Origin of the sequence: Thermoactinospora rubra, from assembly GCF_002093975.1 — a bacterium.
GTDB classification, from domain to species: domain Bacteria; phylum Actinomycetota; class Actinomycetes; order Streptosporangiales; family Streptosporangiaceae; genus Nonomuraea; species Nonomuraea rubra_A.
In genome coordinates, this window is record NZ_KZ084328.1 from 141842 (window position 1) to 159922 (window position 18081).

An 18081-nucleotide genomic window follows, 5' to 3' on the forward strand; every position below is an offset into this window, starting at 1 on the left:
CCGTTTGCGGGCTGAGCTGCAAGCGCTTGCAGTATGCCCGGAAAATCGTCGCGCGCGGCAACGTCAACGTCAACACCGAGGACCCGATCGTCACACGCGGCGCCGTGGAGGAGGCGCGCAACCACTACGCCTACACCCTCGGCCCGGCCGCCGACGTGCCCGCGAAGGTCAGGGCCGGAGCGGGCGTCGGCAAGATCTGATCAGCCCGTCTCGTCGGCGTCCCTGAGCGCGGCGTCGATCTCCTGCCGGGTGGGCATCGAGGTGCTGGCGCCCTCCCGCCGCACGGAGATCGACGCCGCCACGGTCGCGAACCGCAGCGCCTCGGCGGGCGGGCGGCCCTCGGCGCGGGCCACGGCCAGCGCGCCGGCGAAGGTGTCGCCCGCCGCCGTGGTGTCCACGGCCCGCACGGGGACGGCGGGCACCTCCAGCCGCTCGCCCTCGCGCGAGCCGTACAGCGCCCCGCGGGAGCCGAGCGTGATCACCGCCTCCGGCACCAGGTCCAGCAGCCGGTCCAGGGCCGCGGCGGGATCGGCCACGCCGGTCAGGTCGGCGGCCTCGTGCTCGTTGGGCACCAGCAGCGTGACGGCCTTGACCAGCTCCTCGGGCAGCGGGCGGCTGGGCGCGGGGGTCAGCACGACCGGCACCCCGGCCTCCCTGGCCGCTGCCGCCGCCGCGGTGACCGCCTCCAGCGGCAGCTCCAGCTGCAGCAGCAACGCCCGGGAGGCGGCGATGAGCGCGCTCTCCCCCGGGGTGGGCCCGTCCACGGCGCCGTTGGCGCCCGGCACGACGATGATGGAGTTCGCGCCCGAGCCGTCGACGACGATGTGCGCGATGCCGCTGGAGCCCGGCACCTGCCGCAGCGCCGAGACGTCCACGCCCGCGTCGACCAGGGTGGTGCGGAGCATCACCCCGAAGCCGTCGTCGCCGACCGCCCCCAGGAAGGACACCTCGGCCCCGGCCCGGGCCGCGGCGATGGCCTGGTTGGCGCCCTTGCCGCCGGGGACGGTGCGGAAGGCGCGGCCGGTGACGGTCTCCCCGAGCCTGGGGGCCCGGTCGACGTAGGCCACGAGGTCCATGTTGGCGCTGCCGAAGACGGTGATCATAGGCTCATTGTCCTTGCCGCGAGCTCTTCCAGGGACACGCCGTCGAACCCGGTCAGGCTGCTGGCCAGCCCGCCGTCGATGCGCCAGGACTCGGGGACGCCGTAGAGGGCGCCCGCGACCGAGCCGGCCGTGGCCCCGGCCGAGTCGGTGTCCCATCCGGCGGCGACCGCGCCGGCGATCGAGGCGGTGAAGTCGCCCTCGCCGTGGACCAGCGTGGCGGCCACGACGGCGGCGTTGTGGATCGTGTGCACCCAGTGCAGCTCGCCGTGCCGCTCGTGCAGCCGGTCGACGACGCGCTCGAAGTCGTCCTCGGCCCTGGCGTCGTCGATGGCCTGCCGTACCGCGGCCCACAGCCGCGACGACGGCGGCACGACGCTCAGGCCCGCCTCCAGCACCTCGTCGACGCGGTGCGCGACCACGGCCTGGGCGCACATCGCCGCGGCGAACATGGCGCCGTACAGGCCGTTGGCGGTGTGCGTGAGCCGCGCGTCGCGCCAGGCCAGCTCAGCCGCCGCGCCGGGGTCGCCCGGGTTGGCCCAGCCGTACACGTCGGCCCTGATCAGCGCGCCGATCCACTCGCGGAACGGGTTGCGGTAGACGGCCGTGTGCGGCGGCTCCAGGCCGCTGAGCAGGTTGCGGTAGGCGACCCGCTCGGCGGTGAACGTCCGCCCGGCGGGCAGCTCCTCCAGCCACAGCACGGCCACGTCGTCGGTGGTGAACGCCCTGCCGTGCCGCTCCAGGACGCTCAGCGCCAGCAGCGGGTAGTTGAGGTCGTCGTCCTCCGGGATGCCTCGCAGGTTCTCCGCCAGCGAGGTGCCCGCGCTGCGCCGGTTCCACGGCCACAGCGCGGCCAGCTCCTCGGGCAGGCCGCGGGCGGTGAACCAGGTGCGGATCGGCCAGTTGCCGGTGGCCTCGGCGATGGCCCTGATGCCCTCGCGCGGGATCTTCTCCACCGGCTTGCCGAGCACGCACCCGGCCGCCCGGCCGCGCCAGGCGGCCAGGATCCGCTCCGGGTCCGGCTTCGCGCGGCCGCCGCGCGGCCAGCCGGGGCAGGCGGCGACGATGTCGGCCAGCTCCGAGGGCTCCTCCAGCGGCGAGGGCAGCGTGGCCAGCTCGTCCAGCAGTTCCTCCGCCAGCCCGCGCAGCCCGGCCGTCCCGGGGCCGGAGGCCCCCGCGCGGGGCGGCGCGTCGTGGCCTCCCGCGGCGTGCCAGCGGGCGGCGATGCTCCTGATCCGTTCGGGGTGAGCGGTGGCGCGGCCGTCCTCGCGCGCCTGGCGCAGCTCGTGGCCGACCAGGTCCTCCGGCTGCACCCACGTCAGCCTGATCATTCCGCCACCAGCCGGGCGAAGGCCTGCTCGTGCGCGCGCCGCCGTCGCAGGTCCCGCTCGTGCACCTCCCGCGCCACGGCGGCGACGGCCAGCCCGGGGCTCACGATGTCGGTACGGCTGGCCGCGGCGACCTGCTCGACCCACTCGGCCGGCACGCACGACAGGCCGCCCAGCGCCCCGGCGATCGCCCCGCCCATGGAGGCGATCGAGTCGGCGTCGCGGCCGTAGTTCACCCCGCCCAGCACGGTGTCGCGGTAGCCGCCCTTGGCGATCACCAGGAACGCCAGCGCGAGGGGCAGCTCCTCGATGCTGTGCAGGCGGCTCGGCCGCCGCGCGCCCAGCCCCTGGTCGCGGTAAGTGTCGGCCACGGTGTCGTAGGGCCGCACCGCCTCGCGCAGCGCCGCGAACGACCCCTCCCAGTGGCCCAGCTCCCTGGCCCGCTCGCAGACCGCCTCGATGGCGGCCCTCGTGCCGTCCTTGGCCAGGCGCAGGCAGACGCCGACGACGGAGTCGGCGGTCGCGCCCGGGCGCATCGCCTCGGCCACGGCGGCGGCCATCACCCCGGCCGCCTCCCGGCCGTAGCTGGACTGGTGCGCCCCGGCGAAGTCGACGGCCTCGGCGTAGGCGCCGTCGGGGTCGCCCGCGTTCACGATGCCGACGGGCGCCATGTACATCGCGGCCCCGCAGTTGACGATGTTGCCCACGCCTGCCTCGCGCGGGTCGGCGTGGCCGTAATGCAGGCGCGCCACGAGCCACTTCTCCGCCAGGAAAATGCGCTGCAGCGGCAGCGCCTCGGCCTCCAGCTCGGGGATCCACACCCGCTCGCCCATCAGCTCGGGGACCAGGTGGTCGGCAGCGGCGTAGGCGTCGAGGTGGTCGCGCACCTTCCGGTACACCCTGATCAGGGCGTGCGTCATGAGCGTGTCGTCGGTGATGTGGCCGTCGCCCTTGTGGTAGGGCGCGATCGGCCGCGCGTTGCGCCAGTCGGCGTGGTACGGCGGGACGATCCCCTCCACCGGCCCGCCGTATCGCGCCACGATCTGCTCCGGCGTCCACCCCTCGGTCGCGCCGCCCAGCGCGTCTCCCACCGCCGCTCCCGCCACGCAGCCGGCGGCCTTGTCCTCAAGCGGCGTCATGCGATCCCTTCCACTGTCGTCACGATGTCCACGATGTCCACGAGATCCCTGCCGCCCAGCTCGGGCAGGCAGCAGCCGGCCAGCCGGCGGGCGGCCAGCGTCCATGAGGCGGGTATCCCCGCCAGGCCGGTGCACGCCCCTGTGATCGCACCGGTGAGCGCGGGCGCCGAGTCGGCCAGGGCCGCCAGGCACGCGGCGGCCGGGATCGCGCTCATCGCGCCGCCCGACGCCTCGGCCAGCGCCAGGGCCACCGGCACCGTGACCGCGGCGGCCACGCCGTAGCTGTAGACGTGGTCCAGCAGGGCGGCGTCGAGGTCGGGGAGCGCGGCGAACGGATCGCCCGCCTTGCGCGCGATCTCCACGGCATGGCGGGCGTTGTGGCCGATGGGGGTGTCGGCCGGGAGCAGGTCGATGGCCGCGGCCACCGCCCTGGTCGCCTCGCCGCCGCCGACCGCCTCCGCGACGGCCGCGGCCATCGCCCGGGCCGCCAGCACGCCGTCGCCCGCGTTGGTCACCTCGGCGTCTGCGGTCGGGTCCAGGCCCAGCACGCCGAACGCCACCGCGCGCACGGCCGCGGCGTCGTCGAAGTGGTGCGGGGTGTCGTGGCCGCTCGCGGGCGGCTCCAGGCCGCGGGCGAGGTTGTCCAGCGCGTCGCGCACCGAGATGCGGGCCCGGATGTCCTCGCGCCCGGCGAGGGCGCGGAACGCCTCGGCCCTGCTGCCGGCCTGGATCGACAGCAGCGTCCAGGCCACCCACTCGGCGTCGTCCGAGGGCCCCAGGGCGAGGGGGGCGGTGGGCTGGTTGAGCGCGAACGGCACCGGCAGGGTGGTGACCTCGTGCTCCTCGGCGAAGGCGTCGAGCTCCCGGTACAGCCTCCTGCTCCACGGCGCGTGCAGCAGGGAGCGGTGCCGCGCCGCGGGCCAGCCGGCCGCGTCGCCCACCGCGAGCCCGATCACGGCTCCGGCGATCCTGTCCCCCGACATGTGGCTCCTACAGTCCTCTCCCGATCAGGTCTCTCCCGACCGGGTCTGTCCCGACCGGACCTCTCCTGCCCAGGCCTCTCGCGACCGGGCGTCCTCCGACCGGGCCCGTCTCAGCTCGCACCGGCGGCCTCCGCCGCGCTCGCCAGCTCGTCGGCCACCCCCAGCACGTGCCTGCCCGCCACGACGCGCAGGCTCTTGCCCGCCACGGGACCGATCCTCTCGGCCCACCTGGCGGGGACGCCGCCTTCCCCCTGCCCGGCTCCCGCCAGCGCACCGGCTATCGCGCCGATGGTGTCGGCGTCGCGACCCAGGCTCACGCCGAAGGTCACGGCCCGCTCCACGTCGCCGTCCCCGGCCAGGTAGGCGGCGAAGGCCAGCGCCACGGCCTCGGGGGCGAGGTCGGTCCAGGGGTAGTGCCTGACGACGACAGCGTCGTGCAGGGCTTCCACGAGCCGGGCGTCACCCGCCGTACCAGTGGCGCCGGGCTCCGCCGTACCCCCTCCCGCCGCACCGGCGCCTGCAGGAGCAGGGCCTCCAGCAGCGGGTGAGGCCGACGGAGACGGCGGCGGGGAGACTAAGGTCGGCGGCACGGCGGCCACAGGATTGGGCGAGGGGGCCGCGTCGGATGCCGGAAGGCACGAGGCCGACGAGGAAGAGGCCGCGGAATGCCCGGCAGGCGAAGGCGAAGAGACTGCAGAACGCCCAGCCTGCGACGGCGAAGAGACCGTGGAACGCCCGCTTTGGGCGGGCGGTTCCGAGGGGAGGTCGACGCCGAGGAGGTCGCAGACGCGCACCAGGTTGCGCGCGGTCCACGAGTCGGCCGGGATGGCGGCCAGGGCCGCGGCGGCCACGGCGGCTGGCGGGGCGCCGGTCATCGCAACCGCGACCCCGGCCGCCACCGCACGGCCGCCCAGGATGCCCTCCCCCGCGTGGCTGACCCGCCCGTCCTCCTCCGCCAGGCGCGCCGCCTCGGCCGGGTCGCCGGGGCAGAAGACCCCGTACGGCGCGGCCCGCATGGCCAGGCCGTCCGACCAGCCGTGCAGATGGACGGCCCCCGTGAGGGGCGGTTCGAGACCGCGGCGCAGCGCCTCGACCGTGCCCAGCTCCGAGAAGCCAGCGCCCTTCATCGGCCCCTCGAGGGACGGCAGGACGAGTGTGCGGTAGGCCTGCGCGACGTCCGCCGAGGTGAGCGCGTGGCCGTGCCGTACCAGCAAGGACGCCGCGAAGAGCGCGTACTCCGTGTCGTCGGTGCCGCCGCCCGTGATCTCGGTGAGGCGGCCCCAGCGCGCGGCGATCTGGGCCGGGGTGAGGTTCTCGGCGGGTGCCCCGAGGGCGTCTCCGGCGGCCAGGCCGAGGAGGCACCCCCGGGCGCGATCCCGATAAGTCACAATCCGATCCTGACTGATCCCGATAACCGGCTAATCCTGATATTTCGGCAGATGGCGGGCTAGTACCGTTCGAGGACCTTGTTCCCCTCCTCGACCAGCCGCTTGGCCACCTCGTCGAGGGAGATCTTGCCCGCGAAGTACTCCTGCAGCGCGGGCGTCGCCACCTTGCTCTTCCATTCGTCGTAACCGTTTACTTTGAGGAACGGCGCGACGACCAGGTTCTTCGCCGAGGCGGTGGCCACGTCCCAGCCGTTGTCCTCGGTCGTCAGCGACGGGTCGGAGGCGGCCTTGGTCGAGGTCGGCAGCAGCCAGTCGCCCTTGGCGAGCTTGGCCTGGTTCGCCGGGTTGAGGAAGAACGAGATGAACTTCATGGCCTCGTCCGGGTGCTTGCTGTCCTGGGCGATGGACAGCGTCTGCGACACCGCGCCCTGGTTGGAGCTCGTGCCCTTCAGCGGCGGCAGCGCCACCCACTCGAAGTCCTCCGGCGCCTGCTCGGCCACCTGCTGGCGCAGGTAGACGCCGACCGGCAGCATGGCGTACTCGCCCTTGTAGAAGCCGGGCAGCGGGTCGGCGGTGCCCATGCCGAGCGCCTTGGGGTCGGCCGACTTGTCCTTGTGGATCTGGTCGTGGATGCGCTGGAGCACCTCGCGCTCCTCGGGGCCGACCTTGACGGTGGTCTTGCCGTCGGGGCCGGTCTGGAAGAAGGTGCCGCCGAAGTTCAGCGCCAGGTTGAGCGTCTTGTTGACCGGCGACTTCATCGGCCAGGCCACGCCGTACGTGCCGTCCTTGGTGAGCTTCCTAGCGATCTCGGCGAACTCGTCCCACGTCCAGGGGTTGTCGGGCGTGGGGATGCGGACCTTCGCGGCGTCCAGCAGCTTCTTGTTGGCGATGATGACCTGCGACTCCTGCAGGAACGGCACGCCGTACACGCCGCCCTCCTGCCCGAAGGTCACGGTGTCCCAGGCGGTCTGCGGGATGTCGCTCTTCAGCTCGGCGGGCAGCTTGTCCTTCAGGTCCAGCAGGTAGCCGCGCGAGGCGAAGCCGGCCAGCGCCGGGGAGTCGTTGTGGATGACGTCCGGCGGGTCGCCGCCCTCGAACTGGGTGACCAGCTGGTCGTTGACGTTGTCCCAGCTGCCCTGGACGTAGGTGACCTGGATGCCGGGGTTGGCCTTGTTCCACTCCTCCACGATCTGCTTGTTGGCCGCGACCGACTCCTTCTGCCAGGCCAGGCTCAGGAAGTTGAGCTTGACCGGCTCGCCGCCGGACGTGGCGGAGCCCTGGGCGTCGCCGCCGCTTCCGCCTCCGCCGCACGCGGCGGTCAGCGCGATGATCGCCGCTGCCGCCAACGCCGATGTCATCCGCATATGACAGACCTCCTAGCCCTTGACGGCCCCGGCCATGAGGCCGGACTTGAGCCGTCGCTGGATGATTGCGAAGAAGATCAGGCTGGGGATCGTCGCCATCAGTGACGCGGCGGCGAGCGGGCCGAGCCTGGCCACCCCCTCCGGCCCGGTGAACCGGGCCAGCATGAGGGGCAGCGTCATCACGTCGGGGCTCTTGAGCACCACGAGCGCGAAGAGGAACTCGTTCCAGGACGAGATGAACGAGAACAGCAGGGTGGCCACCACTCCGGGGGCCAGCAGGGGCGCCACGACGCTGACGATGGCCCGCACCCGCCCGGCGCCGTCGACGGAGGCGGCCTCCTCCAGCTCTCGCGGTACGGCACGCACGTAGCCCTGGAGCATCCACAGCGCGAACGGCAGCGTGAAGGTGATGTGCACGACGACCAGACCGGCCAGCGTGTTGGTCAGCTCCAGGTTCCGCAGCACCATGAAGAGCGGGATGATGATCAGGATGAACGGGAAGACCTGGCTGACCAGCACCCAGCCCGTCGCCATGCGGCTCATCAGGCCGCGGTGGCGTGCCATGGCGTAGGCGGCGGGCAGCGCCAGGACCACGGTCAGCACCGCGCTGGCGACCGCCACGCCGAGGCTGCGCAGCCCCGCGCCGACCAGGTCCTGCTCGGCGAAGGCGTCGGCGAAGTTGGCCAGCGTGGGGTCGTGCGGGATCCACGAGGGATCGGTGGAGGCCATCTCGCGCGGGGTCTTCAGCGAGGTCGACAGCAGCCACACCAGAGGGAAGGCGAGGAAGACGACGTAGACGGCGAGTGCCGCGTACTGCAGGGGCCGTTTCACGACGACGCCTCCCTCATCTGCCGCCACAGGTAGACGCCGAGCAGCCCCAGCACCACGATCATGATGGCCACGCCGAGCGATGCCGCGTAGCCGAAGAAGCCGTACCTGAAGGCCTGCTCGTAGGCGAAGAGCATCGGGAGCCTGGTGCGCCCGCCGGGCCCGCCGTTGGTGAGCACGTAGACCAGGCTGAACTGGTTGAAGTTCCACACGAAGTCGAGCGAGGTGATCGCCACGATGACGGGCTTGAGCTGGGGCAGGGTGATGTTCCTGAAGCGCTGCCAGGTGGCCGCGCCGTCGATCTTCCCCGCCTCGTAGAGCTCGGCCGGGATGTTCTGCAGGCCCGCCAGCAGCACGACCGTGGTCTGCGGCATGCCCGCCCAGACGCCCATGACGATGATCGCCGGGAGGACGAACGTGAAGTCGGCCAGCCAGTCGATGTCGGTGCCGAGGATGCCGTTGAGGATGCCGGCGTCGGCGTGGTAGACCAGCCGCCACATCAGGCCGATCACCACCGGCGGCATCGCCCAGGGCACCACCGCCAGCACCCTGGCCAGGCCGCGCAGGCGCAGCTTCTCGTTGAGCAGCAGCGCGAGCCCGAGCCCGAGGAGGAAGGTCAGCACCGTGACGGAGACGGCCCAGATGAGCCCCACGACGATGGAGGACCAGAAGTCGGGGTCCTGGAAGAGGTTCGCGAAGTTCTCCAGGCCGACGAAGCTGTAGGTGACCTTGCGGCCGGCGCGGGCGTCGGTGAAGGCCAGCGCCATGCCGTACACCAGCGGGCCCACGCTGAACAGCAGGACCGGCACCAGCGCCGGCAGCATCAGCACGAGCGTCTCGCGGCCCTGCCGCGAACGCGGCCGGGAGCGGGCATGGGCCGCCTTCGGCGGGCGGGTGGCCGTGACGGTCACGCGGCACCCCCGGTGGACTCGCGCACGACGAGCCTCGGCGGGACGGTGACGACGCTGTGCTCGCGCTCGGGGTCGGCCAGCCGGGCGAGCATCAGCTCGGCGGCGACCCGGCCGCGCTCGGCGGAGCCGAGGTCGACGCTGGTGAGCGAGGGCCAGGCGGCGGCGGCCAGCTCGGTGTCGTCCATGCCGACCACGGCCACGTCCTCGGGCACCCGGCGGCCGGCGGAGCGCAGCACGTCCAGCGCGCCCAGGGCGATCAGGTCGTTGGCGCACATGAGGGAGTCGACGTCGGGCCGCCTGGCCAGCAGCTCGCGCGCCGCCTTGGCGCCGGCCTCGCGGTAGAAGTCGCCGACCTCCACCAGCTGCGGGTCGTACGGCAGGCCGCACGCCTCCAGCGCCTCCCGGTAGCCGGCGTGGCGGGCGGCGCCGGGGACGGTGTCGAGGGGGCCGTTGAGGAAGCCGATGCGGCGGCGGCCCCGGCCGTGGAGGTGGTCGACGGCGAGCCGGACGCCCGCGTGGGAGTCGGCGCGGACGTTGTCGACCGGCGTGCCGTCGGGCACCAGGCCGATGACGACGACCGGCGCGCGGGCCGTGGCGATCATCCGCAGGTGGTCCTCGGTGACGCGGATCGGGCTCATGATGAGGCCGTCGACGTACCGCTCTCCCAGGCTGTGCAGCACGTCGATCTCGTCGGCCACGACCGCGTCGGTGGAGTGCAGGACCAGGCGGTATCCGGCGGCCTTGAGCACGGGCTGGATCTGCCGGACCATCGCCAGGTAGACCGGGTTGCCGACGTCGGCCATCGCGAAGGCGATCTGGTGGGTGCGGCGGGACTTGAGCGACCTGGCCACGGCGTTGCGGACGTAGCCGAGCTCCTGGGCGGCCTTCATGACCTTGGCCACGGTGTCCTGCCGCGTGGGCAGGCCGTTCAGCACCCGGGAGACGGACGCGATCGAGACGCCCGCGCGCTCGGCGATCGTGTTGATCGTGGGTCCGTCGGCCACGTGTGCCCCTTTCGGCTGATCACGGCGCTGTAAACGTTTACGGCGCACGTCACATGAAACTCCCACGCAACGTGGCGGTCAAGTCACAGTCACATAACACCACATATCCGCATAAGCCAGAAAAGCATGCTTGACCTGGCACGCGACACGCCCGGGATCACAGTGTGACGCACGCCACTCACGCGACGCGGGCGCCCAGCCGTACAGGACGACAAAACCGCAGGTCAGGCGCCAAAAATCCGCGATCTTGCATGCCGGTGATCAGCGGGGTACTGATGGAGGCGTCATGACGCTCTCTTGGGGGTCGCGTGGACCTGGAACTGGCACTTCGCATGTGCGAGGCGGCGCTCAAACAGGCGGCTCGGGAGGGGACCCTGATCTCGGTCGCGGTGGTGGACGGAGGGGGTCATCTCGTGGCGTTCCAGCGCATGGACGGCGCCGAGCTGGCGGGGGGTGTCCTGGCCCCCGGCAAGGCCTACACGTCGGTGGCCAAGCGCAGGTCAACGGCCGAATTGGCGGAGCTGGCGCGGCCGGGAGGCGAGCTCTACGGCTTGGCGGGAGACCGGTTCGTGTGCTTCGGTGGAGGTGTCCCGCTGTGGTCCGACCATGGTGAGGGCCGACATGTGGTGGGCGGCGTCGGCGTCAGCGGCGGCACCCCCGCGCAGGACGCCGCGTGCGCCGAAGCCGCCGCTCTGGTATGGCGCACACGCTGAGCGGCGCATTCGCCCACACGAGCCGCTGGTATCCGCCATGATTAGCCGTTGCAATACGGGTAACTACAGTCCCGGACGAGAACTCCCGAGGAGAGATACACGATGGCACTTCCCACGCTGACCCCGGAGCAGCGCAAGGCGGCTCTGGAGAAGGCCGCGCAGGCTCGCGCCGAGCGCACCGCCCTGCTCGCCAAGGTCAAGTCGGGCGAGCTGACCTTCGCCCAGCTCCTTGAGCGCAACGACGACATCGCCAAGAAGATCAAGGTTTCCCAGGCGCTGCGCGCCGTGAAGGGCATCGGCCCGGCCAAGGCCAACGCCCTCATGGAGGAGGCCGGCGTCGACGAGAAGCGCCGTCTGGGCGGTCTGGGCGCCCAGCAGCGCAAGAAACTGGTCGAGGCGCTCGGCTGAGACCCGGCGGCTGGACGGGGGAGCCACGCTCCCCCGTGCCCAAGCCGTGCGCTCGGGCGGCCCGACAAGTTCAACAAGCTCAGCAAGCTCAGGAGCGCAGGTAGGCCAGCACCGCGAGCACCCTGCGGTGGTGGTCGGTGTCCTCGGCGTGCAGGTCGAGCTTGGCGAAGATGCTGCGGATGTGCTTTTCGACAGCGCCGTCGCTGATGACGAGCTGCCTGCCGATGGCGGGGTTCGACTTGCCCTCGGCCATCAGCCCGAGCACCTCGCGCTCGCGCGGGGTCAGCTGGGCCAGCGGATCGTTCTTGCGCCGTCGGACCATCAACTGGGACACCACCTGCGGGTCGAAGACCGTGCCGCCGGAGGCCACGCGCCGCAGCCCCTCCAGGAACTCCTCCACGTCGACCACCCTGTCCTTCAGCAGGTAGCCGACCGCGCCGCGGGCGTCGGCGAGCAGGTCGTCGGCGTAGGAGACCTCGACGTACTGCGACAGGATCAGCACGGGCGCCCCGGGCACGCGCCTGCGCGCCTCCACGGCCGCGCGCAGCCCCTCGTCGGTGAACGACGGCGGCATCCGCACGTCCACCACCGAGACGTCCGGCCGGTGCCGGTCGACGGCCTCGATGAGGCCGTCGCCGTCGCCCACCGTCGCCACCACCTCGTTGCCGAACTCCTCCAGGAGCCTGACCAGGCCCTCCCTGATGAGCACGGCGTCATCGGCCACGACTACCCGCACGGCACCTCCGCGACGATCATCGTCGGCCCGCCGTCGGGCGAGGTGACCGTCAGCTCGCCGTCGACGGCGCGCAGCCGGTCGGCCAGTCCGGCCAGGCCGTGTCCCTTGGCGACGTGCGCGCCGCCGACCCCATCATCCCCGATGGTGAGCAGCAGCGAGTCTCCGGTACGGCTGAGCGTGACCGAGCACATGGTGGCGCGGCTGTGCTTGGCCACGTTGGTGAGCGCCTCGGCGACCACGAAGTAGATCGTGTTCTCGACGGCCGCCTGGTAGCGCTCGGCGGTCTGGACGTCCAGCTCGACGGGCACCGTGCAGCGCCCGGCCAGCGCCGCCAGGGCCGGGGCCAGGCCCCGGTCGGTGAGGATGGGCGGGGCGATGCCGCGCGAGAGGGCGCGCAGCTCGTCCAGCGTCTCCCGGGTGGCCGCGATGGCCTCCTTGAGCGTGGCCTGCGCCGCCTCGGGGTCCTTGGCCAGCTGCCGCTGGACCCGGGACAGGTCCATCGCCAGCGAGACCAGCCGCTGCTGCGGGCCGTCGTGGATGTCGCGCTCCAGCTTGCGCAGCGCGGCGGCCTCGGCCGACACGGCGGCGGCCCGCCCCTGGGCCAGGTCGTCGATGCGCTCCTGCATCTCGGCGACGCGGGTCAGCAGCACCCGGCCGAACCCGGCGCGCAGCACGGCCGCCCCGCGCACGAGGTGCGGCATGACCATCAGCGAGATCAGGCCGAGCACGACGTAGAAGACCGAGTTCACCAGGTAGCCCTCGCCGATGCCCAGCAGCTCGGGCAGCTCGACGTAGTGCGGGATGCGTGAGAGGACGATGCCGTAGATCGGGTACGTCAGCGTCCCCAGGGTGATCGCCCACGCCACCAGGGTGAGCACGAAGGAGATCAGCGCCAGCGGGAACACCACGATGCCGTGCAGCAGGTCCAGCCAGGACTGGCCGCTGGTCAGGGGGTTGGCCAGGCGCCGCAGCCAGCCCGCGCCCGCCGGCAGGGCTCGGTAGCGGGGACGCACGGCCGGGCGGCCGAGAACCTCCGACAGCCATCCCCGCTCGGCGTCGGCGAACCCGCGCGCCATGAGCAGGGTGCCGCCCAGCAGCGGCACGCCGATCCAGACCACGACCGTGCCCACGCCTGCGCTGAAGCCGGCCAGCAGCAGGACGAAGCTCAGCAGGGCCGTCGGGAAGCCGACGATCAGGTAGCGCGTGTCAAGCAGGAGTTGTCTCATCCGGGGGTGCATGGCCTCCACGCTAAGCGCCGCTCCGCGTCCTGATCGACCCGGTGCGCAGGTGTACGGGGGTAGGGCTGCCCCTACCCCCGCGGGTGGGGGACCCGCGAGGTGAAGACGGGTGTCCGCGTCACTGTGGCGCGGCGGCCCGGTCGGCAGCCTGGAACCCATGACTCACGCCCCCGCCCTCCACCGCGTCTCCGGCAGCGCGCCCGGTCGCGCCCCCGCCGCCGGGACGCGCCGCGACCCCTTCGTCGACCTGCTGAGGGTCTTCGGCATGGCCCTGGTGGTGCTGCAGCACTGGTCGATCCCGGTGCTGAGCTACGACGGGGCCCGCCTGGCGACCGGCAACGCCCTGGCCATGCCCGGCGTGTGGGTGGTGACCTGGGTGAGCCAGGTCATGCCGCTGGTCTTCTTCGCCGGCGGCGCCGCCAACCTCATCAGCCTGCGGCGGGCGCCCGGCACGGCCCCGATGTGGCTGGCCTCGCGCCTGCGCCGGCTGACCTGGCCGCTGCTGCCGCTGGCGGCGGTGTGGATCCCGCTCCCCCAGCTGCTGGCCGAGCTCGGCGTGCCCGCGCAGCCGCTGGAGACCGGCTCGCGGCTGACCGGCCAGCTGCTGTGGTTCCTGGCCGTCTACCTCGTCGCCGTCACGGCCACGCCGTACCTGGCCGGGCTGCACGAGCGGTACGGCTGGCGGGTCCCGGCCGTCCTGGGCGCGGGCGCGGTGGCCGTGGATGTGGCGCGCTTCGCCACGGGCGCGGAGGCGCTGGGTTACGCCAACATCGTCTTCGTCTGGCTGGCGGTGCACCAGCTGGGCTTCCTGTACGCCGACGGGCGCCTGCGCCGCCCGGGGCTGACGGCCCTGCTGGGGTACGGCTCCGCCGCGCTGCTGGTGGCGTTCGGCCCCTACCCGGGCAGCATGATCGGCCTGCCGGGGGCGGAGATCTCCAACATGGCGCCGCCCACGCTGGCGATGCTGGCCGTCGCCTTCGGCCAGGTCGGGCTGGCCACGCTGCTGCGGCCGTGGCTGCTGCGCCTGCCCACGGGGCGCGTGGTGGCCTGGGCGGGGCCCCGGATGATGACGGTCTACCTGTGGCACATGCCCGCGCTGTTCGCCGTCACCGGGGTGGTCGTGGTGGTGCTGGGGGTGGACACCCCGGCGCCGGGCGGCCCGCTGTGGCTGCTGGGCTGGCCGCTGTGGCTGGGCCTGCTGGGCCTGGTCATGTGGCCGCTGCTGCGTGCCTTCTCGCGCTTTGAGGAGCCGCCGGCGCTGCCGTACGGGCGGATGGGCCGGCGCGGCGCGCTCGCGGCGGCGGGGCTGGCGGGCGGCGGGCTGCTCACGCTGACCGTGGCCGGCTTCGCTCCGGGGGCGGCGCCCATCCTCGGGACGCTGGCCGTGCTGGGCGGGCTGCTGCTGACCGTCCCCCGGGCGGCCTGAGCGTCAGCGCGTCGGCGCCCCTGAGTGACCGGGCACAGACGGGCCGGGCACAGAGGCGCCGGAAACCGACGGGCCGGGCGTGGGCGGCCCGTCCTTCATGACCGGCTGCAGCAGCCTGGCCCAGGCCCCGGCCATCCGCTCGTACTCCGCCTCGCACCCCTGCGCCCGGTCCACCGGCAGCAGCCGGTCGGAGACGAGCGGCAGAAAGGCGTTGTGGTCGGAGCCGTACAGGTAGCACATGACGTTGTAGTAGCGCTGGGAGCTCAGCGAGTGGCTGTCGGCGAAGGCGGAGCGGTCCAGCCGGCCCTTCTCCTCCATGCGCGCCAGCCGCCCCCAGACGTCCATCATGGCGATGACGCCGGTGTAGTTCCCGCTCTCCTCGGCCTGGGCGATGAGCACCAGGGCCGACAGCTGGTCGACGGCGTCCTCCTCCCGACCGGTGACCGGCAGGTCGTACAGGTCGATCAGGGCGTGGCCGAACTCGTGGTAGAAGATGCCGTTGAGGGTGCCGACCACGGCCTCCTCGGCGTCCCGCGCGCCGGACCGCCCGCCCAGCAGCTCCTCCAGGAACGGCACCATTTCGTAGCACATGGTGATCGACTTGTCGTCGGAGTTGTAGAAGGCGTTGACCGTGCCGCACTGCTCGGCGACGATCCGCACGTCCCGCGGCGGGACGAAGGCGTCGTTGGCGACCCTCGCCCAGCCCTGGAGCAGCTCGTGGTCCTTCATGAGCCACTCCGCGGGGCGCAGCCTCCTGTCCTTGGCCTTGACGTAGGCGGCGGTGAAGCGGAAGGCCCCCGTGGACAGGCTCGGGGCGGACGGGCCCGGGGCGGGGCTCGCGCCCGGCGCCGTCACCAGGCGCAGCCCCGCCGTACCGCACGCGGACGCGAGGGCGAGCACGACAACCACCGAGAGTATCGACTTCATGACTCTATGGAACCAAAGGCCGGTCGCGGCGCACTGACCGGGGGCTGTGGAGTCGGTGAGATTATGGAAAGGTGAGTCAGCTCCTCATCGACCGACTGCCGGATGACGTCGACGCCTCCCCCGACGAGATCTTCGAAGCCTTCTCCCAGTGGAACTCCGAGCGGGGGCTGACGCTGTATCCGGCCCAGGAGGAGGCGCTCATCGAGGTGGTGTCGGGCAGCAACCTGATCCTGGCCACCCCCACCGGGTCGGGCAAGTCGCTGGTCGCCGCCGGGGCGCACTTCACGGCGCTGACCCGCGACCAGCGCACCTTCTACACCGCGCCGATCAAGGCGCTGGTGTCGGAGAAGTTCTTCGACCTGTGCGCGATGTTCGGCACCGAGAACGTCGGCATGATGACCGGCGACGCGAGCGTCAACGCCGGGGCGCCCGTGATCTGCTGCACCGCCGAGATCCTGGCCAACCTGGCGCTGCGCGACGGCGAGCGGGCCGACGTGCACCAGGTCGTGATGGACGAGTTCCACTTCTACGCCGAGCCCGACCGGGGCTGGGCCTGGCAGGTGCCGCTGCTGGAGCTGCCGCAGGCGCAGTTCGTCCTCATGTCGGCCACGCTCGGCGACGTCGGCATGTTCGAGCGGGACCTCACCCGGCGCACCGGGCGGCCGACCGCCGTCGTCAAGCACGCCGAGCGGCCGGTGCCGCTGGTGTACTCCTACCGCATGACGCCCCTGCACGAGACGCTGGAGGAGATGCTCAGCACCGGGCAGGCGCCGGTCTACGTCGTGCACTTCACGCAGGCGGCCGCGATGGAGCGCGCGCAGGCGCTGATGAGCCTCAACATGTGCACCAAGGCCGAGAAGGAGGCCATCGCCGCCCTCATCGGCAACTTCCGGTTCACCACGCGGTTCGGCCAGGCCCTGTCGCGTCTGGTACGGCACGGCATCGGCGTCCACCACGCCGGGATGCTGCCCAAGTACCGCCGGCTGGTGGAACGGCTGGCGCAGGCCGGGCTGCTCAAGGTCATCTGCGGCACCGACACCCTCGGCGTGGGCGTCAACGTGCCCATCAGGACGGTGCTGTTCACGGCGCTGTCGAAGTTCGACGGCAGCAAGGTGCGCCGCCTGCGGGCCCGCGAGTTCCACCAGATCGCCGGCCGCGCGGGACGGGCCGGCTTCGACACGATCGGCTACGTGGCCTGCCAGGCGCCCGAGCACGAGATCGAGAACGCCCGCGCGCTGGCCAAGATCGGCGACGACCCGAAGCGGCGGCGCGGCTACGCGCGCAAGAAGCCGCCGGAGGGCTTCGTCGGCTGGAACGAGGAGACCTTCCGCAAGCTCCAGGAGGCCGAGCCCGAGCCGCTGAACTCGCGGTTCAAGGTCAGCAACGCGATGCTGCTGGCCGTCATCAACCGGCCGGGCGACTGCTTCCAGGCGATGAAGAAGCTGCTGACCGACAACCACGAGGACCGCAGGTGGCAGCGGCGGCACATCAGCCAGGCCATCGCCATCTACCGCTCGCTGCTCGCGGGCGGCATCGTCGAGCAGCTGAAGGAGCCCGACGAGCACGGCCGCCGCGCCCGGCTGACGATCCAGCTGCAGGAGGACTTCGCGCTCAACCAGGCGCTGTCGACCTTCGCGCTGGCCGCCATGGAGCTGCTCGACCGCGACTCGCCGACCTACGCGCTGGACATGGTCTCGATCGTGGAGTCCATCCTGGAGGACCCGCGCCCGATCCTGTCGGCCCAGCTGAAGAAGGCCCGCGCCGAGGCCGTGGCGCAGATGAAGGCCGACGGCATCGAGTACGAGGAGCGCATGGAGCTGCTGACCGAGGTCATGTATCCCATGCCGCTGGAGGACCTGCTGCTGGGGGCCTACGAGACCTACCGGCGCGGCCACCCGTGGGTGGCCGACTACACCGTCAGCCCCAAGTCGGTCATCCGCGACATGTACGAGCGGTCGATGACCTTCACCGAGTACATCGCCTTCTACGAGCTGCAGCGCTCGGAGGGCACGGTGCTGCGCTACCTGGCCGACGGCTACCGGACGCTCAGCCGTACCATCCCCGAGCACCTGAAGACCGAGGACCTCGTCGACCTCATCGAGTGGCTCGGCGAGCTGGTCCGCCAGGTCGACTCCTCGCTCATCGACGAGTGGGAGAAGCTGGCCAACCCGGCCGCGGCGCTGGAGCGGGCCGAGGAGGAGCTGGAGACCAAGGTCCGGCCCGTCACCGGCAACCCGCGGGCGTTCCGGGTGCTGGTGCGCAACGCCATGTTCCGCCTGGTGGAGCTGTGCGCGCTGGAGAAGGAGGAGGAGCTGGCCGAGCTCGCCCCCGACGTCGACTGGCCGGCCGCGCTCGACGCCTACTACGAGGAGCACGAGGAGATCGGCACCGGGCCGGACGCCCGCGGGCCCGCCCTGCTGCGGATCACGGAGGAGGACGGGATCTGGCGGGTGCGCCAGGTGATCCTCGACCCGGCGGGCGACGGCGACTGGGGCATCGACGCGGAGGTCGACCTGGCCGCCTCGGACGAGGAGGGCCGGGCCGTGCTGCGGGTGCTCGGCCTCAACCGGCTCTGACCCGCCGACCCG

The 18081-nt window shown here is 72.5% G+C and carries 17 protein-coding genes; 5 read left to right on the forward strand and 12 right to left on the reverse strand.

The features are described 5' to 3' along the window. The first annotated feature begins 26 nt into the window (after positions 1-26). The gene (locus BSB02_RS41305; RefSeq protein ID WP_206184566.1) at positions 27-200 is read left to right on the forward strand and encodes a hypothetical protein; all 174 of its coding nucleotides are present in this window, start codon (positions 27-29) and stop codon (positions 198-200) included. Here the strand turns inward: BSB02_RS41305 and rbsK are convergent, their stop codons facing one another. The 9 genes from rbsK to BSB02_RS07980 all read right to left on the reverse strand — a co-directional run bounded on the left by rbsK (position 201) and on the right by BSB02_RS07980 (position 10045). After that, a complete protein-coding gene (gene rbsK, locus BSB02_RS07940; RefSeq protein WP_084958036.1) occupies positions 201-1103 on the reverse strand; it encodes a ribokinase in 903 nt (300 codons plus the stop codon). It abuts the gene before it with no gap. Beyond that, entirely contained in the window at positions 1100-2431 is a 1332-nt protein-coding gene (locus tag BSB02_RS07945) for an ADP-ribosylglycohydrolase family protein (protein ID WP_084958037.1), read from the reverse strand. Before BSB02_RS07945 ends, rbsK begins: the two co-directional genes overlap by 4 nt. Next, positions 2428-3567 (reverse strand): ADP-ribosylglycohydrolase family protein, encoded by a 1140-nt coding sequence (locus BSB02_RS07950; protein WP_084958038.1) that lies wholly within the window; start codon positions 3565-3567, stop codon positions 2428-2430. Before BSB02_RS07950 ends, BSB02_RS07945 begins: the two co-directional genes overlap by 4 nt. Next, positions 3564-4550 (reverse strand): ADP-ribosylglycohydrolase family protein, encoded by a 987-nt coding sequence (locus BSB02_RS07955; protein ID WP_084958039.1) that lies wholly within the window; start codon positions 4548-4550, stop codon positions 3564-3566. Before BSB02_RS07955 ends, BSB02_RS07950 begins: the two co-directional genes overlap by 4 nt. Positions 4551-4660: 110 nt before the next feature. After that, complete coding sequence (locus BSB02_RS07960) at positions 4661-5938, reverse strand: ADP-ribosylglycohydrolase family protein (RefSeq protein ID WP_206184567.1); 1278 nt, start codon at positions 5936-5938, stop codon at positions 4661-4663. 59 nt (positions 5939-5997) lie between these two features. Next, positions 5998-7296 (reverse strand): ABC transporter substrate-binding protein, encoded by a 1299-nt coding sequence (locus tag BSB02_RS07965; protein WP_240506263.1) that lies wholly within the window; start codon positions 7294-7296, stop codon positions 5998-6000. An 18-nt stretch (positions 7297-7314) separates the two neighbouring features. Beyond that, entirely contained in the window at positions 7315-8133 is an 819-nt protein-coding gene (locus BSB02_RS07970; RefSeq protein WP_084958042.1) for a carbohydrate ABC transporter permease, read from the reverse strand. Further along, a complete protein-coding gene (locus tag BSB02_RS07975) occupies positions 8130-9041 on the reverse strand; it encodes a carbohydrate ABC transporter permease (protein WP_084958043.1) in 912 nt (303 codons plus the stop codon). Before BSB02_RS07975 ends, BSB02_RS07970 begins: the two co-directional genes overlap by 4 nt. Next, complete coding sequence (locus tag BSB02_RS07980) at positions 9038-10045, reverse strand: LacI family DNA-binding transcriptional regulator (protein ID WP_084958044.1); 1008 nt, start codon at positions 10043-10045, stop codon at positions 9038-9040. Before BSB02_RS07980 ends, BSB02_RS07975 begins: the two co-directional genes overlap by 4 nt. Before the next feature lie 308 nt (positions 10046-10353). Between BSB02_RS07980 and BSB02_RS07985 the strand changes: the two genes are divergently transcribed. Together BSB02_RS07985 and mihF are read left to right on the forward strand one after the other, a co-directional pair. Further along, positions 10354-10758 carry a GlcG/HbpS family heme-binding protein gene (locus tag BSB02_RS07985; RefSeq protein ID WP_084958045.1) on the forward strand — a complete coding sequence of 135 codons (405 nt, stop codon included), beginning with the start codon at positions 10354-10356 and terminating at the stop codon, positions 10756-10758. A gap of 102 nt (positions 10759-10860) precedes the next feature. Continuing rightward, on the forward strand, positions 10861-11166 hold the full coding sequence (gene mihF, locus BSB02_RS07990) for an integration host factor, actinobacterial type (RefSeq protein WP_084958046.1): 306 nt from the start codon (positions 10861-10863) through the stop codon (positions 11164-11166). An 88-nt stretch (positions 11167-11254) separates the two neighbouring features. Here mihF and BSB02_RS07995 read toward each other — a convergent pair whose 3' ends face one another. Beyond that, entirely contained in the window at positions 11255-11902 is a 648-nt protein-coding gene (locus BSB02_RS07995) for a response regulator transcription factor (protein ID WP_084958047.1), read from the reverse strand. Beyond that, the gene (locus BSB02_RS08000; RefSeq protein WP_084958145.1) at positions 11893-13140 is read right to left on the reverse strand and encodes a sensor histidine kinase; all 1248 of its coding nucleotides are present in this window, start codon (positions 13138-13140) and stop codon (positions 11893-11895) included. Before BSB02_RS08000 ends, BSB02_RS07995 begins: the two co-directional genes overlap by 10 nt. A 157-nt stretch (positions 13141-13297) precedes the next feature. On the opposite strand from BSB02_RS08000, the gene BSB02_RS08005 reads away from it, so the two are divergent. Further along, complete coding sequence (locus BSB02_RS08005; RefSeq protein WP_084958146.1) at positions 13298-14566, forward strand: acyltransferase family protein; 1269 nt, start codon at positions 13298-13300, stop codon at positions 14564-14566. Positions 14567-14569: 3 nt separating this feature from the next. Here BSB02_RS08005 and BSB02_RS08010 read toward each other — a convergent pair whose 3' ends face one another. After that, the gene (locus BSB02_RS08010; RefSeq protein ID WP_084958048.1) at positions 14570-15493 is read right to left on the reverse strand and encodes a DUF4344 domain-containing metallopeptidase; all 924 of its coding nucleotides are present in this window, start codon (positions 15491-15493) and stop codon (positions 14570-14572) included. 71 nt (positions 15494-15564) lie between these two features. Here BSB02_RS08010 and BSB02_RS08015 point away from each other — a divergent pair, with 71 nt between their 5' ends. Next, complete coding sequence (locus tag BSB02_RS08015; RefSeq protein WP_240506264.1) at positions 15565-18069, forward strand: DEAD/DEAH box helicase; 2505 nt, start codon at positions 15565-15567, stop codon at positions 18067-18069. Positions 18070-18081: the final 12 nt, after the last annotated feature.

Excerpts from the sequence above, each read along its gene's own strand:
- BSB02_RS07945 (WP_084958037.1), bottom strand. The coding sequence starts at position 2,431 with ATGATCAGGCTGACGTGGGTGCAGCCGGAGGACCTGGTCGGCCACGAG.
- BSB02_RS07955 (WP_084958039.1), bottom strand. The coding sequence starts at position 4,550 with ATGTCGGGGGACAGGATCGCCGGAGCCGTGATCGGGCTCGCGGTGGGC.
- BSB02_RS08010 (WP_084958048.1), bottom strand. The coding sequence starts at position 15,493 with ATGAAGTCGATACTCTCGGTGGTTGTCGTGCTCGCCCTCGCGTCCGCG.
- BSB02_RS08000 (WP_084958145.1), bottom strand. The coding sequence starts at position 13,140 with ATGCACCCCCGGATGAGACAACTCCTGCTTGACACGCGCTACCTGATC.
- mihF (WP_084958046.1), top strand. The coding sequence starts at position 10,861 with ATGGCACTTCCCACGCTGACCCCGGAGCAGCGCAAGGCGGCTCTGGAG.
- BSB02_RS07950 (WP_084958038.1), bottom strand. The coding sequence starts at position 3,567 with ATGACGCCGCTTGAGGACAAGGCCGCCGGCTGCGTGGCGGGAGCGGCG.
- BSB02_RS07965 (WP_240506263.1), bottom strand. The coding sequence starts at position 7,296 with ATGACATCGGCGTTGGCGGCAGCGGCGATCATCGCGCTGACCGCCGCG.
- BSB02_RS08005 (WP_084958146.1), top strand. The coding sequence starts at position 13,298 with ATGACTCACGCCCCCGCCCTCCACCGCGTCTCCGGCAGCGCGCCCGGT.
- rbsK (WP_084958036.1), bottom strand. The coding sequence starts at position 1,103 with ATGATCACCGTCTTCGGCAGCGCCAACATGGACCTCGTGGCCTACGTC.